Source organism: Streptomyces sp. NPDC056161 (assembly GCF_042268025.1).
Taxonomy (GTDB): domain Bacteria; phylum Actinomycetota; class Actinomycetes; order Streptomycetales; family Streptomycetaceae; genus Streptomyces.
This window is the reverse complement of record NZ_JBHJUV010000021.1, coordinates 89,533-108,590: the sequence shown is the minus strand read 5'-3', so window position 1 is coordinate 108,590 and position 19,058 is coordinate 89,533. Positions and strand designations below refer to the sequence as shown.

General features: G+C 69.8%; 16 protein-coding genes, 1 tRNA gene and 1 pseudogene. 11 read left to right on the top strand and 7 right to left on the bottom strand.

The features are described 5' to 3' along the window. Positions 1–61 precede the first annotated feature (61 nt). Positions 62–286 (top strand): annotated as a pseudogene (locus tag ACFC09_RS21085) (DUF234 domain-containing protein); the annotation flags it as partial. A 72-nt stretch (positions 287–358) separates the two neighbouring features. Next, the gene (locus ACFC09_RS21080; protein WP_376530418.1) at positions 359–562 is read left to right on the top strand and encodes a hypothetical protein; all 204 of its coding nucleotides are present in this window, start codon (positions 359–361) and stop codon (positions 560–562) included. Between the two features lie 31 nt (positions 563–593). On the opposite strand, the gene ACFC09_RS21075 is transcribed toward ACFC09_RS21080, so the two are convergent. The 5 genes from ACFC09_RS21075 to ACFC09_RS21055 all read right to left on the bottom strand — a co-directional run bounded on the left by ACFC09_RS21075 (position 594) and on the right by ACFC09_RS21055 (position 5,347). Next, positions 594–902, bottom strand: coding sequence for a hypothetical protein (locus ACFC09_RS21075; protein ID WP_376530416.1), 309 nt, complete (start codon positions 900–902; stop codon positions 594–596). Next, positions 899–2,065, bottom strand: a complete 1,167-nt coding sequence (locus ACFC09_RS21070; protein ID WP_376530413.1) for a hypothetical protein — start codon at positions 2,063–2,065, stop codon at positions 899–901. The genes ACFC09_RS21075 and ACFC09_RS21070 overlap by 4 nt, the downstream gene beginning before the upstream one ends. 105 nt (positions 2,066–2,170) lie before the next feature. After that, on the bottom strand, positions 2,171–3,058 hold the full coding sequence (locus ACFC09_RS21065) for a hypothetical protein (protein ID WP_376530407.1): 888 nt from the start codon (positions 3,056–3,058) through the stop codon (positions 2,171–2,173). 568 nt (positions 3,059–3,626) lie between these two features. Then, complete coding sequence (locus ACFC09_RS21060; RefSeq protein ID WP_376530405.1) at positions 3,627–4,694, bottom strand: hypothetical protein; 1,068 nt, start codon at positions 4,692–4,694, stop codon at positions 3,627–3,629. After that, positions 4,682–5,347, bottom strand: a complete 666-nt coding sequence (locus tag ACFC09_RS21055) for a hypothetical protein (protein ID WP_376530402.1) — start codon at positions 5,345–5,347, stop codon at positions 4,682–4,684. The genes ACFC09_RS21060 and ACFC09_RS21055 overlap by 13 nt, the downstream gene beginning before the upstream one ends. Positions 5,348–6,179: 832 nt before the next feature. Between ACFC09_RS21055 and ACFC09_RS21050 the strand changes: the two genes are divergently transcribed. Beyond that, a complete protein-coding gene (locus tag ACFC09_RS21050) occupies positions 6,180–6,482 on the top strand; it encodes a hypothetical protein (protein WP_376530562.1) in 303 nt (100 codons plus the stop codon). On the opposite strand, the gene ACFC09_RS21045 is transcribed toward ACFC09_RS21050, so the two are convergent. Beyond that, positions 6,368–7,120 (bottom strand): hypothetical protein, encoded by a 753-nt coding sequence (locus ACFC09_RS21045; RefSeq protein WP_376530400.1) that lies wholly within the window; start codon positions 7,118–7,120, stop codon positions 6,368–6,370. The genes ACFC09_RS21050 and ACFC09_RS21045 overlap by 115 nt on opposite strands. Before the next feature lie 297 nt (positions 7,121–7,417). Between ACFC09_RS21045 and ACFC09_RS21040 the strand changes: the two genes are divergently transcribed. Continuing rightward, entirely contained in the window at positions 7,418–7,684 is a 267-nt protein-coding gene (locus ACFC09_RS21040; RefSeq protein ID WP_376530397.1) for a hypothetical protein, read from the top strand. 873 nt (positions 7,685–8,557) lie between these two features. Here ACFC09_RS21040 and ACFC09_RS21035 read toward each other — a convergent pair. Further along, positions 8,558–8,629, bottom strand: a tRNA-Arg gene (locus ACFC09_RS21035). A gap of 62 nt (positions 8,630–8,691) precedes the next feature. Here ACFC09_RS21035 and ACFC09_RS21030 point away from each other — a divergent pair. The 7 genes from ACFC09_RS21030 (at position 8,692) to rho (ending at position 18,725) form a co-directional block, all read left to right on the top strand. Next, complete coding sequence (locus tag ACFC09_RS21030) at positions 8,692–9,318, top strand: response regulator (protein WP_376530559.1); 627 nt, start codon at positions 8,692–8,694, stop codon at positions 9,316–9,318. Positions 9,319–9,572: 254 nt separating this feature from the next. Then, a complete protein-coding gene (gene nrtL, locus ACFC09_RS21025) occupies positions 9,573–10,667 on the top strand; it encodes an ArgS-related anticodon-binding protein NrtL (RefSeq protein ID WP_376530394.1) in 1,095 nt (364 codons plus the stop codon). A 69-nt stretch (positions 10,668–10,736) separates the two neighbouring features. Beyond that, positions 10,737–12,128: a diaminopimelate decarboxylase gene (gene lysA, locus ACFC09_RS21020; protein ID WP_376530392.1), complete on the top strand. Its 1,392-nt coding sequence runs from the start codon at positions 10,737–10,739 to the stop codon at positions 12,126–12,128. 337 nt (positions 12,129–12,465) lie between these two features. Then, on the top strand, positions 12,466–13,812 hold the full coding sequence (locus ACFC09_RS21015; RefSeq protein ID WP_376530390.1) for a homoserine dehydrogenase: 1,347 nt from the start codon (positions 12,466–12,468) through the stop codon (positions 13,810–13,812). A gap of 6 nt (positions 13,813–13,818) precedes the next feature. After that, positions 13,819–14,877, top strand: a complete 1,059-nt coding sequence (thrC, locus tag ACFC09_RS21010; RefSeq protein WP_376530387.1) for a threonine synthase — start codon at positions 13,819–13,821, stop codon at positions 14,875–14,877. 500 nt (positions 14,878–15,377) lie between these two features. Further along, entirely contained in the window at positions 15,378–16,295 is a 918-nt protein-coding gene (thrB, locus tag ACFC09_RS21005) for a homoserine kinase (RefSeq protein WP_376530384.1), read from the top strand. 402 nt (positions 16,296–16,697) lie between these two features. After that, positions 16,698–18,725, top strand: a complete 2,028-nt coding sequence (rho, locus tag ACFC09_RS21000) for a transcription termination factor Rho (protein ID WP_376530382.1) — start codon at positions 16,698–16,700, stop codon at positions 18,723–18,725. The last annotated feature ends 333 nt before the right edge of the window (positions 18,726–19,058 follow it).

Below are 19,058 nucleotides of genomic sequence, written 5' to 3'. Positions count from 1 at the left end.
CACGGCCCACAGCGGTTCACGAGTGACCGGACGGTGAGCAGACCCTTTCCGCGCTCGTCCCCTGGGCCGACTCGGAGCGGGGCGGGAGCTCGCTCACCGCGTCGAGCGCGGCCGGGGCGATCCTGCCCTGGAGCGCATCGAGCGGTCCTGGACCGCTTGGCGAGGGCGTGCGGTCGAGCCGCTCATCCGCGAGTCGCTGCTGCGGCTGCTGCCCGACGAGCGATGGCCGGAGACAGAAGCGGTCGGCGGCTGGTGGAACCGGCAGAACAACCCCGAGATCGACCTGGTCGGCACCGACCTTCCCCAAGCTCTCAACTCCGTTCGAGCAGGGGAGACCCCAACCCCCGTTGCGCGCGCGGTGCACTTCGTCGGCTCCATCAAGTGGCTGGAGTCCCGGCCGTTCGGCCGGCGCGAATACGACGCCCTGGCTCGGGACGTGCTCGCGGTGCCCGGTGCCGGGCGGGACACCCCACTGGTCGCGGTGTCCCGCAGCGGTGTCGTCGGCAGTCTGCCGCTTGCGGCCCACTGGGGGCCTGAAGATCTTCTCCGCGCCTGGCAGTAGCGGAGAGACGGCGAGGCATGGGGTACGCGGCTCAGGACGCCCAGTGCCGGTAGGCATCCACCCAGGCCCACCCCTCAGGCGCGGGTTCGGGCAGCGGTGGGTCGAGAAGGCCGATCGCCTGACGGTGTCGACCGCGTCTGCACAGGGCGACGATGCCGCTGCCGGGCCGGAGCTGGACGGCGATGACGGTCACGGTGACGCCGAGCACGGCTGTGTCGAACGGGAGGGCGAGGCGGTCCTCGACGACTGCATGGAGAGCGACGAGTTGCTCGTACTCGTCGTAGGCATCGACGATGGCCTCCGCGACCATGGCGGCGAGTGCGGCGGTGGCGGGCCTCATCGTCCGTGGTGCCTTTCCGCGCGCAGGAGTTCCGCGAGGCGGGCGCCGACGGGGGTGATACTCGGCAGGGGCTCCTGTGCGTAGTGACTCTTCTTGCGACGGCGCAGCAGATCCTCCCCATCCTGCTCCCAGGTGAACGCGGGCTTGCGCAGGAGCGCGCGGAACACGGCGTCGGCGTTCTCGGGGTGCCGCTGGACCAGACGGCGGATGACCATGGGGGAGACGGAGTCGTCGTTCAGGTACTCCCGGAGCTGCGTCAGGTAGGTGCGGTCACGGGCCAGAGCGGGATCGGCGAACAACGCGTCGAGGCGGCCGAAGCCGGCGTAATAGGAGATGCCTTCGGTCTCGTCACAGATCACCGCGACGTCGTCCGCGTCGAGAAGGTCTTCGGGCAGTCTGCTGAGTTCGTCAAGCGAGGGCCCGCTGCTCCTCGCCTGCGCGGCGGCCTCGTCGTCGAGTTCGGCGAGGACCTTTTCCTGCCGGTGACGGTGATACTCCCGCAACCGGACGTGCGCCTCTGCCGGGTCCAGGACGAGCAGGTCGGTGCCGAACAGCCCGACGAAGTCGGCACGGGCTTCGGCCTGCATCTCCCAGGCCATGCGCAGCATCTCGGGATTGCGGCGCAGCAGCCGCGGATTGACAGCCAGGGCCTGGACGGCGGCCTGCGCCAACTCCGAACCGTCGCCGGGCGGGTAGGTGGTGAGGTCGCCGCTGACCACCCAGGCGTCGGTGTCGGGGTGGACGGGCACGATGCGCGCGACGACGAACATCCCCTTGCGTAGATCCCGCAGAGCACGCCGCCCCAGGTTGGAGTGGACCCGGTAGACGAGGTCGTCCAGCAGGTTGTGCAGGATGGCGGCGCCTCGATCGAGGCCCTGTACCTCGAAGACCCCCTCGACCACGTCGCGCCAGCCGAGCAGCATCGCCCGCTCGTCCGGCGACAGCGGCGGCCGCCGCTGGGCCACGAACTGCTCGACGACGGTGGAGCCGTCCGCCAGCCGGTACTGCAGTGCGAAGTGATCGATCGTCTGGATGGCGGTCGCCTCGTCCAGGAAGCCGAGTCGGTCCTCGGCCTCGTCGAGCCGGGCATCCAGTCGCCGGGCGAAACGCGGACCCTGCGCGAACGCCACCAGCTCGCTCTTGAGATCTCCGCTCCGTGCCACCAGCCTTCCGACTGGGGGGAGCGCCGTGGGGGAACCGTCCTGGTCCACTGCTTCCTGCCTGCTCATCAAGTTTCTGCTCTCTGCCCTACTGAAGTCTCTGCCCCACTACGACACGAGCCGCTGCCTGCGAGCGCGGCGCGCGCCTGGCCGGGGACATGCGTCAGGAGCCGGACGGCCGGGGCCGGCCGGCGAGTCGCCGGGCGGGCCGTTCGGCGTTGCGGGTGCGCACGACGGCGTCGACGGCATCGCGGTCGGTGAGGTCGACGCCCCGCGCGGCGAGGGCGGCCGAGATCTGCTTGGCCGGACCCCACGCCTCCTTGTCGTCGAAGCCGCGCGAAAGGCAGACACGTGCGCATCGACCGCGGCGATGACGGGAGAGATCCATGGCTCCTCCACACCGAGTTCGGTGAGCGTAGGAGTCACCCATTGCGTCAGCACGGCGGGCAAGGGCATGCGGTGCTCCTGATCGAGTACGGCCTTGCGGGGCAGCCAGTCCTCCACGAAGCCGGCGACCTGGCCGGGGCTCCAGCACAGCGGACCGCGGCTGAGGTAGCTCTCTCCGTAGTCCGGGAACAGATCGGCCGGCGACCTGACGGTGTCGGCTTCCCGTGCCGCACCGGTGCGGGAGGCGGTGAACGCGTCCAGCAGACGGGCGCGTTCGGCTTCGTCGAGCGGCTGGCGTTCGGGCCGGCCGCGCAGCTGGTCTCGGCAGCGTGCCCAGACCAGGGCCCGCAGGGCGACGAGGCCCTCGTCGTCCCGGCGGGGCCAGGTCATGGTTGTCAGCCGCAGCGCCGGTGCGAGATCCGCGAGCACCTCGCCCGCGCCCTGTTCGATCGGCGGCATCGGCACCTCACCATCCTCCCGCATCGCTGCCCCTGCTTCGGCCCATTCCCGCGTCAGCAGCGCCAGCTTGTCGCCGATCGTGCCGCCGACCTCGCTGATCCGCGCCATCAGCGGGTGCGGGACAACACCGTCGTACGCGACGAACAGCACCCGCGCGCTGTCCCACACATCCACCGCGCGCCGGGCCCGCACCGCGCGCCGGGCCCGCACCGCCCGGTACGGGCCTGTACCGCGCGCCGGGTCCGTACCGGGCGGTGCGGCGCGGCCATCTGCCAGGCGGGCAGCGGCTGCAACCCGGCGAGGATCGCCAACGTCTCGCCGAGCACGGAGCGGCTGTCGGGCGGACCGACCCGCTCCAGCGCAGCCACGGCGGCGTGTCGACGCGGCCCACGTCGAGCGGTTGACCCACGGGTCCGCGGCTCCAGCAATGCCGAGACGTGGCTCCAGGCCGACCGCACGCAGCACATGGACTTCGTAGGCCGACTGCTGACAGACGCGTCGTGAGACACCGAAACGTGAGAACGGGCCCTCCTCCACGACCAACAGGCGTTGCTCTTTGCCAGGGCCAGGGGGCAGGCGGACCGTGTGGATCGGCGGTTCGATGCGGTGATCTGTGAGTCGATCGACCGGGTTGCGTGACGTGGCCGCCTGGCGAGGGAGCTCTGGCCATGGCTGTCGCCGTGGCACGTCGACACGCTCGTTTCCCGTGTTCCACTCGTCAGCGGTTGACGGCCTGGATCTCCTGGACCACGACGTCCTGTCCGGCGCCGAATGTGCCGTTCGGCAGGTCGCCGCCCTGGCCGGTGGTGCTCGTCCAGCTGATCTTCCAGGTGATGGTCGCCTGGAGTTTGTACGAGCTGTCGCCGGAGGACCGCAGGTACTTCACTCCGCACGGCGGGGTCTGGTCCGCCTTGCCCTGGCTGTAGGGCTGACCGATGTGCCCGTCCAGGTTCTCGCATTCTCCGGAGGCGGGGTAGGTCACCGCGTCATCCGTGCCCGGGGCGATTTTCACCGAGAGCGGTTCGGCGGTGGTCGTTGCGCTCAGCCCGAGTATGGGGACGGAAGCCGTGACGGAGACCGGCTTGAACTTCGTTGTGTCCAGCCAGGCCCAGGTCGGGAGGTTCACCTTGGTGGTGCCCTCGGGAGCGAGTTCGACCTTGGTCGACGGGACACGGATCTCGGCGTAGGCGAGCTGGGCGAGCATCTCAGGTGTGATCGCCTGGGGGACGTCTGCCGGCGGTGCGTCTCGCTTGCCGACCCAGAAGGACTGCTCCCTGTCGCAGTCCTGGGCGGCGGGATCCGCCTCGCGACCCTCGGTGACGTACGAGTCCCACCAATAGCCCTCGTCGGCCTTGTCCTTGTTGAAGTCCTTGTAGGGGTCTCCGTTCACGTAGTAATTCTGGGAGGCCAGAATCCACTCGTGGCTGGGCGCACTGCTCGACCACGCTTGCTTCATCTGCGCCTCAAGTTCTTCGGGTGTGTACTTCGGCGCGTAGTAACAGGCGGGGGGAGTCCAGGACGTGGTCGAGGTGAGGGCCCCGGTCGATTCACCGTTGCCGTTGTCCGAGCGGTCGAAGACGATCGCACCGGAGACGCTTGCGGAGAGCTTGCCGCCGTCGGCCGCGGCAGATGCGCTGGTGTCCGTCTCCGAACCGCTTCCTCCACCGAGCGCACCCGCTCCGGGATTGGTTTTGTCCGCGAAAGCGCTGGGAGCGGAGCACAACGAGATCAAACCCGCGGTAACGGTGACTGCAGCCAGGCGAAGCGGCCTGCTCACGGCTGGCACCCGGCCGCCCCCCGGGTTGACGTGATCTTCATGAGTTCCCAGACTCCCTGCTTGTTCTTGGCGACCTGAACGCTGTAGGCGACGTAGCTGTCCTTGGTCACCTCGGTACCCTTCAGCTCGCCGGTCTTGATGACTTTGCTGAATGCTTTGCTCTCGTCGGCGCAGTAGCCGATCGCCGCGCTGGTCGTGGACTTCACCTCCACAACACGATTGAAGTAATGCGTGGTGCCTGTTACCGTCCAGCCCGCATCCTTGAATCCCTGGACCCATTTCTGAGCGGCGACGGCACCCTCGCCCTCCGTGTAGAACTCCATGGCAGGAAGCCGGGGGTTCTGGGCGACGATCGCTGCATCGATCGCGCGGATCAGTTCCGCGTTGTCCCGCAGAATTGCGTCCTTGGCCGAGTCGCCGGTCTCTTCGGGGGTGAAGACGTCCTTGACGTCTGACGGAAGGGTGATCTTTGGGCGTCCGGCGGCGTCCGGGACGCTCGCACTCGGTGAAGCCGGTGTCGCCGAGCCACTCCCCGTGTCCGCCCCCGCGATCGCGTCGCCGTCCTTGGAACCGCCATCGCCGCTCCCGCAGGCGGACAGCGACAGGGCTGCGAAGGCGGTCAGCGCGGCGGCTGCGAGCAGGGGAGGGCGGCGGCGCTTCACGGATGGCTCCCGGTGGGGCGAGGGTAGGCATGAGTATGCCAACGCTATCGACGGGGTCTGGGTGACACCAGCTGGGTTTACGTCAAGTCCGATCTTCCAACTGACTGAGGTATGCGCCGCCGTACTCGCGGCGGCGCAGTGGTTACCGAACAGGGACAGGGCTGCCCCTGGTTCATGTCGTACGTGGCAATGACCGTGTACGCGGTGGGAGGGTGCCGATCCCACCCGACTCCGGCACCCACGATGCGGCCACGGGGCCGGACGGTCTCGCCGGCCGCTCTGCGGCAGCACACTTCACGCATCGGTGATCGGTCGACGCCGGCGACGCCACGCTCCCTGCTACCGGCGGACGACGAGGGCTTCGTGTACGCGACCGCGGACGGTGCTCGCCCGTGCTTCCCGCTCCTGGAGGCGGAAACCGACGTCCCCGTCCTCACGGAGACGCCTGGCTGCCGCCTGTTGCTGTCCTGGGACCACGAAACAGACGGCGCGATGCGCATCACCGACCCCGACACCGGCCTGGTACACGTCTTCCACAGCCCAGTGCCCGCGGCCGACGGCACCGCCGTCGATCTCCCCCCTGCAACACATCCAGGACCGCAACGGCAACCGCATCACCGTCGTCTACGCCGACGGCGGCGACATCCCCGTCACGGTGATCCACTCCGGCGGCTACCACATCGCCCTCGACCACCACCCCACCCTGTCCCGCATCACGGGCCTGCGCCTGCTCGACCCCACTCGCCCGGACCGCCCCGGTACCACCCTGCTCACCTTCGCCTACGACGACGCCGGCCACCTGAGCGAGGAGACCAACTCCTCCGGCCTGCCCATGCGCTACACCTACGACACGGACGGCCGTATCACCTCCTGGACCGACCGTAACAACACCACCTGCTGGTACACCTTGGCGAGGGCAACTGCGTCAGCCACACCGATGCGATGGGAGCCGTCTCCCGCTTCGAGTACACGTGCTTCGACCTGTTGTCGGCCCGCACGGGTCCGGACAGTGTCCGGCTACTACTGGCCGCGGTTCAGCAGGAGGCGGGCTGCCGGGCGGCATGGGCGGCCGATTTCGATGCATCGCTTCTCGAAGTCCGGCGGGAGCCAGCCGCGTCCCAGCAGCCGGGGGTGAGCGGGGAAAGCTGTGATCGCGGCCAGGACGAACAGCAGCGACGCCCAGGGTGTCTGGAGCTGAACTGTTGTCTGCCGCCCGTTGTGGATATTGCGGAAGCTGGTTTGGAAGATCTCGGGTGCGACGAGGTCGATCGTGTCCAGGCCGCCCCAGGCAAGGTCGAGCGCGCACTTCGGGTGGCCGAAGTAGACCTTGCGTGTGGTGACGGTAATTTCACCGGATCCCTCGACCACCCAGCGCGGTTGCGCGTCGTTCTCGGCGGCACGGCGGCGGGCGGAATTGCCGAGGGCCGAGCCGGCCATGCTGCCCAGTACAAATACGGGGCTGCCGAAGGCAACGACGCTTTGGTGCATGTAACTGCCGTCGCCGACGGCCCGCCAGGTCAGACGCTGTGCAGGGCCGACCGCGAGTGCGCGCTCTCCAGGTTCGAGCCGGGCTACGGTGGCGACCAGCGGACGTTGCTCCATCCGTCCTTCGACCAGGTCAGCGATGATGTCGCACGAGAACCACAGGTACTCGTCGAGCCAGGACCAAGTCGGAGCTTGCTCGCTTGCGGAAGGAGGGGCGAAAGGGTTGTCCACTGTCTCTCCGATATTGTCCGCGTACTGACGTGCCATCAACTGCTTTCGTCCTGCCATCACTTTACTGAGGTGCCTGTCCGCCCGCGGGGGCGTCTGCCCTTCTGCCGTTGTGGTGGCGGGATTTGTGCCGTCAAAGCGTTCGTGTACGGCGTCGACGTATCGCTGTGCTGAGAACATCCCACGTTCGCCTGCCAGGTGGCAGAGCGACTACCAACCGGCCATCCACAGATGGAAACACGCGGCCAACAGTGTCCTACGAGGGCAAGCCGCGAGCGCCGTGGGCTTTCTGCTCCCCGATGGCATCCCGCCGCATGATCATTCGCTGCCGCATGCCGTGCGAGCGGGAGCCGCGTGGTGAGCACGCCACCGCAGCCCTCCGACAACCTGCAAGATGATGGCCTTGATGACGTGGCCGAGACGGAGCGTCCAGGGTTGACGACCGTCCGTATGCCCGAGGGAATCTCCAGCCCGACCCAAAGGCTTCGGGTGGTGGTGGAGCACGTCGTCGTCGAAGGTGAGGACGCCCAGGCTCTGGCCCAGCGCCAAACGATTGCGATCCGCGAGGTACTGGAGTGGCTGTACGCCCATCGTGGCGACGCGGCCTGCAAACGCCGAGTGTGAGCTCTTGCCCGACTTGCACGAGAAGGACAGTACATGCCGGATATCTCACCTGGCGCCCATCCGTGGGCTTCATCGGTGCCGGACCGCCCATGGTCCTTGCCCAGCATTCCGGACCCGGCCGTCGTCCCGGTCAGCGTTCCGGTGGCCTGGCTCGGCCGCACATCCACCGAGGACGCGCAGGACCCCACGCTGTCCCTCCCACGACAGCTCCGCAACGCCCGAGCCGCGTTGCCGCCGGGCTGGGTCATCGTCGCCCCGATCGGCGCAGCCACCTCACAGCCGCACCCCAAGCCGCTCAGTCCACGGATGACGCCGGCGATCGTATTGCCAAGGAGCGGGCGGCTCTGGAGCGCGTCATCAGCACCATCGGCCAGCGCCGGGACCGTCTTATCCGCACCCTCGCCGACGGCTCCGGCGCGATGGCGAATCCCATGATCTTTACCCGGACCAGGAGAAACAGTTCCGCGACGCCATCCGCCGTGAGCACGCCACACTGGGCGCGCAGCGCGAACAACTCACCGAGCAACTGGCCAACCTGCAAGCGCCGAAACCGGCGGCACGTCCCGCCGACAGCGCGGTTCTACTGGATGCGCTCCCGCAGCTCGACGTAAACCTTGCGTTGGTCCCGGAGGGCATCCAACGCCGGCTCTGCAACGCCTTCGGGCTGGAGGTCCGCTACAGCCGACCGCGCGAAGAACTGACCATGCGGGTGACGATCCCCGGCAGCGCGGTTGACGGACTGATGTCCGTCAACCGTCAGCTGGAGCCATGGAACAAAAAATCGGGCGCCCACACCGAAGTGCTGGCGCCCGATCATGACACTCGGGGCGGACAATCCCGGCAAAACCGGCACATCTGTTCCCATTTTTCGAGTGCCCCCGGCAGGATTCGAACCTGCGCACACGGCTCCGGAGGCCGTTGCTCTATCCCCTGAGCTACGGGGGCGTGTCGGTTGTGGAGCTGTTGCTCGCTGCGACGAGTAGAACACTAGCAGGTCTTCCGAGGTGATCAGGAACGGGTTTGCCGTGGGTGGGGGCGGTGGAGGCTCGCTCGCGCGGGTGGAAGTGGGGAAAAGCCGGACGCGGTGGCCGGTCCGGACCTACTCTCAAGGTGTGCCAGGCGCTTCGGGACGGGTGCTTGTTGTGGACGACAACAAGGTCATCCGACAGCTGATCAGGGTCAATCTCGAACTGGAGGGTATCGAGGTCGTGACCGCGGCCGACGGTGCCGAGTGTCTGGATGTCATTCATCAGGTGCGGCCCGATGCCGTGACCCTCGACGTCGTGATGCCCCGGTTGGACGGTGTGCGTACCGCCGCGCGGCTCCGTGCCGATCCCCGGACCCGTGATCTTCCCCTTGCCATCGTCAGCGCCTGTACCGAGCAGGAGGTCGACGGCGGGCTCGACGCCGGTGTCGACGCCTTCCTCGCCAAGCCCTTCGAGCCCGCCGAACTCGTACGGCTCGTACAGCACTTGCTTGAGCTGGGGCGGGGGAGAGGGCGGGGGTCCCCCGGTGATGATCTCGGGGGCGGCCTCGGTGCCGGCTCCGGTGGTGCCGTGGGGGGTGAGCGTCTGGGCGGGAGCCTTGACGCCGGGGACGGGGCGCGTACCGCCGATGCGGAGTTCTCCGGGTAGATGTAGATGGTGAGGGGGAGTTCTCCGGGTGGCCGTGGTGCAGGGGATGGCCGTGGTGCCGGACAACGGTGGTGCAGGATGGCTGTGGTGCCGGACCGTCGTGGTGGCGGGTAGTCGTGGTCCCGGACAGTCGTGGTGTCGCGTAGCAGTCGTGCCGGGTGGTGTGGTCGCCGTGGTGGCGTGGGTTTCTCCGGTGGCCGGTCCTCTCCGAACCGGCTCGGCAAGTCCTCAGGTTCCTCCCCTACCCTTGTCCCGTGACCCCCGTCGAGCTCTCCCGTACCGTGTTGCACGCGGTGCGTCGTGCTGTGGACGTGGGGGAACTGAGTGTGACCGTGCCTGAGCGGATCGTGGTGACCGTGCCGGGGCCGGGAGGGTGCGGGGACTACGCCACCAACGTCGCTTTGCAACTCGCTCGGTCGGCCGGGAAGCCCGCTCGGCGGGTCGCCGAGATCCTGCGGCCGCATCTCGTCGGTGCCCATGGGGTCGGGGACGTGGTCGTCACCGGGCCGGGGTTCATCAACATCAGCCTGGTGCCGGGCGCCGCGGCGGACGGTGCGCTCGTGCGTGAGATCCGGGACCGGGGACCGGGCTACGGTCACGGTGACGCCCTCGCCGGGCAGGTCGTGGAGCTTCGTGTGCCGTACGAGGCGCGGGCCGAGGCCGTCGCCGACGCGCTGGTGCGGATCGTCGCCACCCAGGGCGGCCGGGCCGAGGTCGAGCACGGCGAACCGGTGAACCTGCGTCCCGTGCCGGTCCCGGAGGACCCCGCTCCGCTCGGTCCCGACGCCGCCCGCTGGGCTCTGCTGCACCCCGCCATGCACGACCGGCCCCGGATCACCGCCGACCATCTGGTCCAGCGCGAGGGCAATCCCCTCTTCCGGATCAGGTACGCACACGCCCGTACCCGGGCCCTCACCCGCAACGCCGCTCGTCTCGGGTTCAGCGCCGAGCCCGGTGACCTGGTGGCTCCGGCCGCCACCACGGCCGATTGCACGACGGTGGCGACAACGGCGTATCTCACGCTCGTGGGGACGAAGACGCCGCCGGCAGGCTTCGCCTTCGCCGTGCCGTCGCGTCCGGCAGCCGCCGTACGCCCCCTCCTCACCGCCCTGGCGGACTACCCGCGGATCCTGCACGCGGCCGCCGTCCACCGTTCGCCGGACCGGGTCGCGCGGCACCTCGTCGTCGTCGCCGACATCGCGCTGCCGTTCCTGCTCACCGTCCTGCCGCACGGCGAGGAGAAACCCTCGGCCGCCCACCGCGCCCGGCTCGCGCTCGCCGAAGCCACCGGGACGGTGCTGGCCGGCGGCCTGTCCCTGCTCGGCATCGACGCCCCCGACCATCTCTGAGCGCTTCCGACGTCAGCCCCGTGGAGCAGCGGAGAAAGTCTTGAGCCCGAAAGACAGAAAGTCACCGTCATGAGTCGTTCCGCACATCCCGCCGGGCCCCGGCACGCCGACGTCCTGCCGGAGGGGCACTACTCGGCCCCTCCCACCGATCTCAACTCGCTCGACCCCAAGGTGTGGGCCCACACCGTACGGCGCGACGCGGACGGCGCGGTCACGGTCGGCGGTATCGACGTCAAGCGGCTCGCTGAGGAGTTCGGCACGCCCGCGTACATCCTCGACGAGGCCGACTTCCGGGCCCGGGCCCGTGCCTGGCGCACCGCCTTCGGGCACGACGCCGACGTCTTCTACGCCGGGAAGGCGTTCCTGTCGCGCGCCGTGGTGCGCTGGCTGCACGAGGAAGGACTCAACCTGGACGTGTGCTCCGGGGGCGAGTTGGCCACCGCGCTGTCCGCGGGCATGCCGCCCGAGCGGATCGCCTTCCACGGCAACAACAAGTCCGCCGGCGAGATCGAGCGGGCCGTGCGCGCCGGTGTCGGCCGCGTCGTCCTCGACTCGTTCCAGGAGATCGTGCGGGTCGCGCACATCGCACAGTCCCTGGGCAAGCGGCAGAAGGTCCAGATCCGGGTGACCGTCGGCGTCGAGGCCCACACGCACGAGTTCATCGCCACCGCCCACGAGGACCAGAAGTTCGGCATTCCGCTGGCCGGCGGGCAGGCCGCCGAGGCGGTGCGGCGGGCGCTGCAACTGGACGGGCTTGAGGTCATCGGCGTCCACAGTCACATCGGGTCGCAGATCTTCGACATGTCGGGCTTCGAGGTCGCCGCCCGCCGGGTGGTCGGGCTGCTCAAGGAGATCCGGGACGAGCACGGTGTCGAACTGCCCGAGATCGACCTGGGCGGCGGACTCGGGATCGCGTACACCAGCGACGACGACCCGCGTGAGCCGCACGAGATCGCCAAGGCGCTCACCGAGATCGTCTCCGGTGCCTGCGACGCCGCACGGCTGCGCACCCCGCGCATCTCGGTCGAGCCGGGCCGCGCCATCGTCGGACCCACCGCGTTCACGCTCTACGAGGTCGGCACCATCAAGCCGCTCGACGGGCTGCGGACGTACGTCTCCGTCGACGGCGGGATGTCCGACAACATCCGGACCGCGCTCTACGACGCCGAGTACAGCGTGGCCCTCGTCTCCCGGGAATCCGCCGCCGAGCCGATGCTGTGCCGGGTGGTGGGCAAGCACTGCGAGAGCGGGGACATCGTGGTCAAGGACGCCTTCCTGCCCGCCGACCTGGCACCGGGTGACCTCATCGCGGTCCCGGCGACCGGCGCCTACTGCCGGTCCATGGCCAGCAACTACAACCATGCGCTCAGGCCGCCGGTGGTCGCGGTGCTCGACGGCGAGGCCCGGGTGATCGTCCGACGCGAGACCGAGGAGGACCTGCTGCGGCTCGACGTCGGGTGACAGCGGACGCCGTGCCCTGGTCATGTCCTACGTCGTGACCCCGCCGTCCCCGGGTTGTCCGCCGGAGACCGACAACTGCGCGGCGGACGGCATACGGCGGTGGTCGGCAGACGGCAGACGGCAGACGGCAGACGGCGGTCGGCGGCCGGTGCCGGAGGCCGGCGTCAGGGGGCGGCGGGCGTGACGTTCGTGACACAGGCTGTGCGGGCCGGAAGATCTCCCGTTTCCCGTCCCGGGAAAATGAAATAGATGTCTCACAATCCGGACCAAGGGTAGAAAGTCCCGTCCGGTGAGTGAGACTGGTCCAACCGTAGACGGTATGAGGAAACGAGGTCGGATGATGCGTACGCGTCCGCTGAAGGTGGCGCTGCTGGGCTGTGGGGTAGTCGGCTCAGAGGTGGCGCGCATCATGACGACGCACGCCGACGACCTCGCCGCCCGCATCGGAGCCCCGGTGGAGCTGGCGGGTGTGGCCGTACGCCGGGCCGACCGGGTGCGCGAGGGCATCGACCCGGCCCTCGTCACCACCGACGCCATGGCCCTGGTCAAACGGGGCGACATCGACGTCGTGGTCGAGGTGATCGGGGGCATCGAGCCCGCCCGCACCCTGATCACCACGGCCTTCGAGCACGGGGCGTCCGTCGTCTCCGCCAACAAGGCACTGCTCGCCCAGGACGGCGCCGCCCTGCACGCCGCCGCCGAGGACAACGGCGAGGACCTCTACTACGAGGCCGCCGTGGCCGGTGCCATCCCGCTGATCCGACCGCTGCGCGAGTCCCTCGCCGGGGACAAGGTCAACCGGGTGCTCGGCATCGTCAACGGCACGACCAACTTCATCCTCGACAAGATGGACTCCACGGGCGCCGGTTACCAGGAGGCCCTGGACGAGGCCACCGCCCTCGGGTACGCGGAGGCGGACCCCACCGCCGACGTCGAGGGCTTCGACGCCGCGGCGAAGGCCGCCATCCTCGCCGGGATCGCCTTCCACACGCGCGTGCGCATCGACGACGTATACCGCGAGGGCATGACCGAGGTCACCGCCGCCGACTTCGCCTCCGCCACCCGGATGGGCTGCACCATCAAACTGCTCGCGATCTGCGAGCGGGCCCAGGACGGCGGGTCGGTCACCGCGCGCGTGCACCCGGCGATGATTCCGCTGAACCACCCGCTCGCCTCCGTGCGCGGCGCGTACAACGCCGTGTTCGTCGAGTCGGACGCCGCCGGGCGGCTCATGTTCTACGGCGCCGGCGCGGGCGGCGCCCCCACCGCCTCCGCGGTCCTCGGCGACCTGGTCGCCGTCTGTCGCAACCGACTGGGCGGGGCCACGGGACCCGGCGAGTCGGCGTACGCGGCACTGCCCGTCTCGCCCATGGGCGACGTCGTCACGCGCTACCACATCAGCCTCGACGTCGCCGACAAGCCGGGTGTTCTCGCTCAGGTCGCCACCGTGTTCGCGGAGCACGGTGTCTCGATCGACACGGTTCGGCAGCAGGGCCGGAACCAGGGCGGTGGCGACGGGGCCGCCGCCGAACAGGGTGGTGGGCGTCGGGAGGGCGGCGAAGCCTCCCTCGTCGTCGTCACCCATCGCGCGTCCGACGCCTCCCTGTCCGGGACCGTCGAGGCGCTGCGCAAGCTCGACACCGTGCGGGGTGTCGCCAGCATCATGCGGGTTGAAGGGGAGTAACCAGGAATGACCCACCAGTGGCGCGGAATCATCGAGGAGTACCGGGACCGACTGCCGGTCTCCGACACCACGCCGGTCGTGACGCTCCGCGAGGGCGGCACGCCGCTCGTCCCCGCGCGGGTGCTCTCCGAGCGCACGGGCTGTGACGTCCACCTGAAGGTGGAGGGTGCCAACCCGACGGGGTCCTTCAAGGACCGCGGCATGACCATGGCCATCAGCAAGGCCAAGGAGGAGGGGGCCCAGGCGGTCATCTGCGCCTCCACCGGCAACACCTCCGCCTCCGCGGCGGCGTACGCGGTGCGCGCCGGGATGGTCTCCGCCGTGCTCGTCCCGCAGGGGAAGATCGCGCTCGGCAAGATGGGCCAGGCCCTGGTGCACGGCGCGAAGATCCTCCAGGTCGACGGCAATTTCGACGACTGCCTGACGCTGGCCCGCAAGCTGAGCGACAACTACCCCGTGGCCCTCGTCAATTCGGTCAACCCGGTACGCATCGAGGGGCAGAAGACGGCCGCCTTCGAGATCGTGGACATGCTGGGCGACGCCCCGGACATCCATGTGCTGCCGGTCGGCAACGCGGGCAACATCACCGCGTACTGGAAGGGCTACCAGGAGTACGCCGCCGACGGTGTGTCCGCCAAGACCCCCCGAATGTGGGGTTTCCAGGCGTCGGGCAGTGCCCCGATCGTGCGAGGCGAGATCGTCAAGGACCCGTCGACCATCGCCACCGCCATCCGTATCGGCAACCCCGCGTCGTGGCAGTACGCCCTCCGCGCGCGCGACGAGTCGGGCGGCCTCATCGACGAGGTGACGGACCGTGAGATCCTGCGCGCGTACCGACTGTTGGCCGCACAGGAAGGCGTCTTCGTGGAGCCGGCGTCCGCCGCGTCGGTGGCCGGCCTGCTGAAGGCCGCCGAGCAGGGCCGGGTCGACCCCGGCCAGCGCATCGTCTGTACGGTCACCGGCAACGGCCTCAAGGACCCCGATTGGGCCGTCGCGGGCGCCCCGCAGCCGGTCACCGTGCCGGTCGACGCGGCGGCCGCGGCCCAGCGGCTGGGGCTCGTCTGACGGCGTAGAGCACCCGCCGGACCGGAAAGCGCGCGAACGGCCCGCGGATCCCGCGACGGAACCGCGACCTCTGCGACAGAACCGCGGCCCCCGCGACGGAACCGCGGACCGGCCGAACCGACCCGGGGGCCCGACCGTGAACCGGCCCGCCGGCCGGTCCGCGGTCGGGCCCGCGAACCGTTCCGTGGACGGGTCCGCGAACCGTTCCGTGGACGGGTCCGCGGGGCCCGTCCACGGAACGGCCGTACCGGCCCGTCCGGCGTCCTAACCTGGGGACTCCCTATGAGGGATGCACAGGGGGCTTGCGACACGCATCGTGCGCCTCCTGTGCGCCCTATGTCGCCAGGGAACCTTCCTTCGATAGGCTGTACCGAACCCGCCTGCCGCATATGCCTCCGCATAGGGCGGTGCCGCGTCGTCCACGCGGCCCGAGGGGTCTCACGTACGCACACATCGAATGTCATTCGACCACCACGCAGCTCAAGGAGAGTCATCGAGCGATGGCCGGTCCAGCGTTCCGCGCCGCCGCCGTCCGGGTGCGCGTCCCCGCCACCAGCGCCAATCTCGGTCCGGGCTTCGACGCCCTCGGCCTCGCGCTGGGGCTCTACGACGACGTGGTCGTCCGGGTGGCCGACTCCGGGTTGCACATCGACATCGCCGGTGAAGGCAGCGAGACGCTCGCACGTGACGAGAACCACCTCCTCGTACGGGCCCTGCGCGCCGCCTTCGACCTGCTGGGCGGCCAGCCCCGGGGCCTGGAGATCGTCTGCGCCAACCGCATTCCGCACGGCCGCGGCCTGGGCTCCTCCTCCGCCGCCATCTGCGCCGGCATCGTCGCCGCGCGGGCGGTGACCATAGGCGGCGAGGCCCGGCTCGACGACTCGGTCCTGTTGGAACTGGCCACCGAGATCGAAGGCCACCCCGACAACGTGGCGGCCTGTCTGCTCGGCGGTTTCACGATTTCCTGGACGGAGGCGGGCGCCGCGCGGGCGATCAGGCTGGAGCCCGACGATTCCATCGTTCCGGTGGTTTTCGTGCCCGCGAAACCGGTCCTCACCGAAACCGCGCGCGGCCTGCTCCCGCGCACCGTGCCGCACGTCGACGCCGCCGCCAACGCGGGCCGCGCCGCCCTGCTCGTCGAGGCGCTGACCAGGCGCCCCGAACTGCTGCTCGCCGCCACCGAGGACCGCCTCCACCAGGAGTACCGCGCACCGGCCATGCCCGAGAGCGCCGCGCTCGTGGAGCGGCTGCGCGCCGACGGTGTCCCCGCGGTGATCTCCGGTGCCGGACCCACCGTCATGGCGCTGGCCGACGAGGGCACCGCCGACAAGGTGCAAGCCCTGGCGGGCGCCGACTGGGCCGCCAACCGGCTGGGCCTCGATGTCCAGGGAGCGAGCGTGCTGCCGCTTGCGACCTGACACCCGGTTGCCGGATTTGGAGAGGGGGAATGTTTGTTGGATCCGGTAGTGTTAACCTCAAGTCTGCACCCGACCCCACCACGGCGAGGTGCTTCGTGTCCCCGTCCGGGACAGACATTCTTCCGGGAGCCTCCCAAGCCACTCCGTGTTCCGTACGTCGTACCTGGGCAGTGCGTCGCCCGTGGACATTGAGCGGATTGCCGGACACGCTCCGGAATCGGTGCGACCCCGCCACGTGACACTGGGTGCCACGGCTCAAGGAAGCGCCATCACCAGATATTTCTTCCGCCGCTTTGGCGGACCACCGCCCCGGCGCGGTCCACACAGCAAGGACCAAAGCCGGACAGCACAACCGGTCGCCGAGCCAGACAGGCCGACGTCCGCTCCAGGGAAGGACCCTTCGTGAGCGACACCACCGATCTGATGGGCGCACGTGTCGAGGAGACCGCTGCCGCGCCCGCCACGGACGCCTCCGCGCCTGCCAGCGGTGCCGGCTCCCGGCGGCGCCGCGGTACCGGCCTTGAGGGCATGGTGCTGGCCGAGCTGCAACAGGTCGCATCCGGCCTCGGCATCAGGGGCACGGCGCGCATGCGCAAGAGCCAGCTGATCGAGGTCATCAAGGAAGCGCAGGCGGGAGGTGGCGCCTCCGCTGACAAGGCGGACGCCACCGAGACCAAGCCGAAGCGCCGGGCCACGTCCCGGGCCCGCACGGGCGACGAGGCCGGCAAGAAGGCCGAGGCCGCGGACGGGGCCGCCGCCGACAAGGCCGTGGGCCAGCAGCAGATCGAGATCCCCGGCCAGCCCTCTCCCAAGGTCTCCGGACCGGCCGAGCAGGCAGCCGCCGACGACGCCCCCGCCGAGCGCGGCCGGCGCCGGGTCACCGCCGAGGCGGGCAGCCCCGAGACCGTCACCGCCGAGGCGCAGAGCGACGCCAGGGCCGAGTCGCCGGCCGCCAGGTCCGCGACGTCGGGCGAGCAGTCCGCGCAGGGCGAGGCCAAGGGCGACGGCGCCGACGGCGAGGGCCGTGGCCGGCGTGACCGCCGCGAGCGCGGCCGGGACCGTGACCGCCGCGGCAAGGGCGACGAGCAGCCGGGCCAGGGCCGTCAGGACCGGCAGGACCGGCAGGACCGGCAGCAGAGCCAGCAGGGCGGTCGCCAGGACCGCCAGCAGGACCGTCAGCAGGACGACGACGACTTCGAGGGCGGCCGTCGTGGCCGTCGTGGCCGCTACCGCGACCGCCGGGGCCGCCGGGACCGCAACGACATCGCCGAGCCGCAGGTCGCCGAGGACGACGTCCTGATCCCCGTCGCGGGCATCCTGGACATCCTGGACAACTACGCCTTCATTCGTACGTCCGGCTACCTTCCGGGTCCGAACGACGTGTACGTCTCCCTCGCCCAGGTCCGCAAGAGCGGCCTGCGCAAGGGCGACCACCTCACCGGCGCGGTCCGTCAGCCCAAGGAAGGCGAGCGGCGTGAGAAGTTCAACGCGCTGGTCCGCCTGGACTCCGTCAACGGCATGGCGCCCGAACACGGCCGCGGCCGACCGGAGTTCAACAAGCTGACCCCGCTCTACCCGCAGGACCGGCTCCGCCTGGAGACCGACCCCGGCGTCCTCACCACTCGGATCATCGACCTCGTCTCGCCCATCGGCAAGGGCCAGCGCGGTCTGATCGTGGCCCCGCCGAAGACCGGCAAGACCATGATCATGCAGGCGGTCGCCAACGCGATCACCCACAACAACCCCGAGTGCCACCTGATGGTCGTCCTCGTCGACGAGCGTCCGGAAGAAGTCACCGACATGCAGCGGTCGGTCAAGGGCGAGGTCATCTCCTCGACCTTCGACCGCCCGGCCGAGGACCACACCACGGTCGCCGAACTCGCCATCGAGCGGGCCAAGCGCCTGGTGGAGCTGGGCCACGACGTCGTCGTACTGCTGGACTCCATCACCCGTCTGGGTCGCGCGTACAACCTGGCCGCGCCCGCCTCCGGCCGCATTCTGTCCGGTGGTGTGGACTCGACCGCGCTGTACCCGCCGAAGCGGTTCTTCGGTGCGGCGCGCAACATCGAGGACGGCGGCTCGCTGACCATCCTCGCGACCGCGCTCGTCGACACCGGGTCCCGCATGGACGAGGTGATCTTCGAGGAGTTCAAGGGCACCGGCAACATGGAGCTGAAGCTCGACCGGAAGCTCGCCGACAAGCGCATCTTCCCGGCGGTGGACGTCGACGCGTCCGGCACCCGCAAGGAGGAGATCCTGCTCGGCGCCGAGGAACTGGGCATCGTCTGGAAGCTGCGGCGGGTGCTGCACGCGCTCGACCAGCAGCAGGCGATCGAACTGCTCCTCGACAAGATGAAGCAGACGAAGTCGAACGTCGAGTTCCTGATGCAGATCCAGAAGACGACGCCTACGCCTGGCAACGGAGACTAGGCGCTCCGCTTGGGGGGCGGGGTTGTGCGGTGTCGTCGGCTGCGGTTGCCGTGGCTGGTTGCGCAGTTCCCCGCGCCCCTGTCGGGGGTGTGACGGCGTGGAGGGTTGACTGCGGCGTCGTTGTGGCTGGTTGCGCAGTTCCCCGCGCCCCTGTGGGGGGTGTGACGGCGTGGAGGGTTGACTGCGGCGTCGTTGTGGCTTGTCGCGCAGTTCCCCGCGCCCCTGTGGGGGGGGTCTGTTGTCGGTTGGGTGCGGTGGGGTGGGGGCTGGTTGCGCAGTTCCCCGCGCCCCTGTCGGGGGCGCTCGGTTCCCTTTCGGTGGGGCTCGTGGGTG

What these genes read in the sequence shown, in the direction of transcription:
- ACFC09_RS21075 (WP_376530416.1), bottom strand. Translation starts at nt 902, where the DNA reads ATGAGGCCCGCCACCGCCGCACTCGCCGCCATGGTCGCGGAGGCCATC.
- ACFC09_RS21050 (WP_376530562.1), top strand. Translation starts at nt 6,180, where the DNA reads ATGCGCTACACCTACGACACGGACGGCCGTATCACCTCCTGGACCGAC.
- ACFC09_RS21045 (WP_376530400.1), bottom strand. Translation starts at nt 7,120, where the DNA reads ATGGCAGGACGAAAGCAGTTGATGGCACGTCAGTACGCGGACAATATC.
- lysA (WP_376530392.1), top strand. Translation starts at nt 10,737, where the DNA reads ATGAGTCGTTCCGCACATCCCGCCGGGCCCCGGCACGCCGACGTCCTG.
- ACFC09_RS21015 (WP_376530390.1), top strand. Translation starts at nt 12,466, where the DNA reads ATGATGCGTACGCGTCCGCTGAAGGTGGCGCTGCTGGGCTGTGGGGTA.
- thrC (WP_376530387.1), top strand. Translation starts at nt 13,819, where the DNA reads ATGACCCACCAGTGGCGCGGAATCATCGAGGAGTACCGGGACCGACTG.
- thrB (WP_376530384.1), top strand. Translation starts at nt 15,378, where the DNA reads ATGGCCGGTCCAGCGTTCCGCGCCGCCGCCGTCCGGGTGCGCGTCCCC.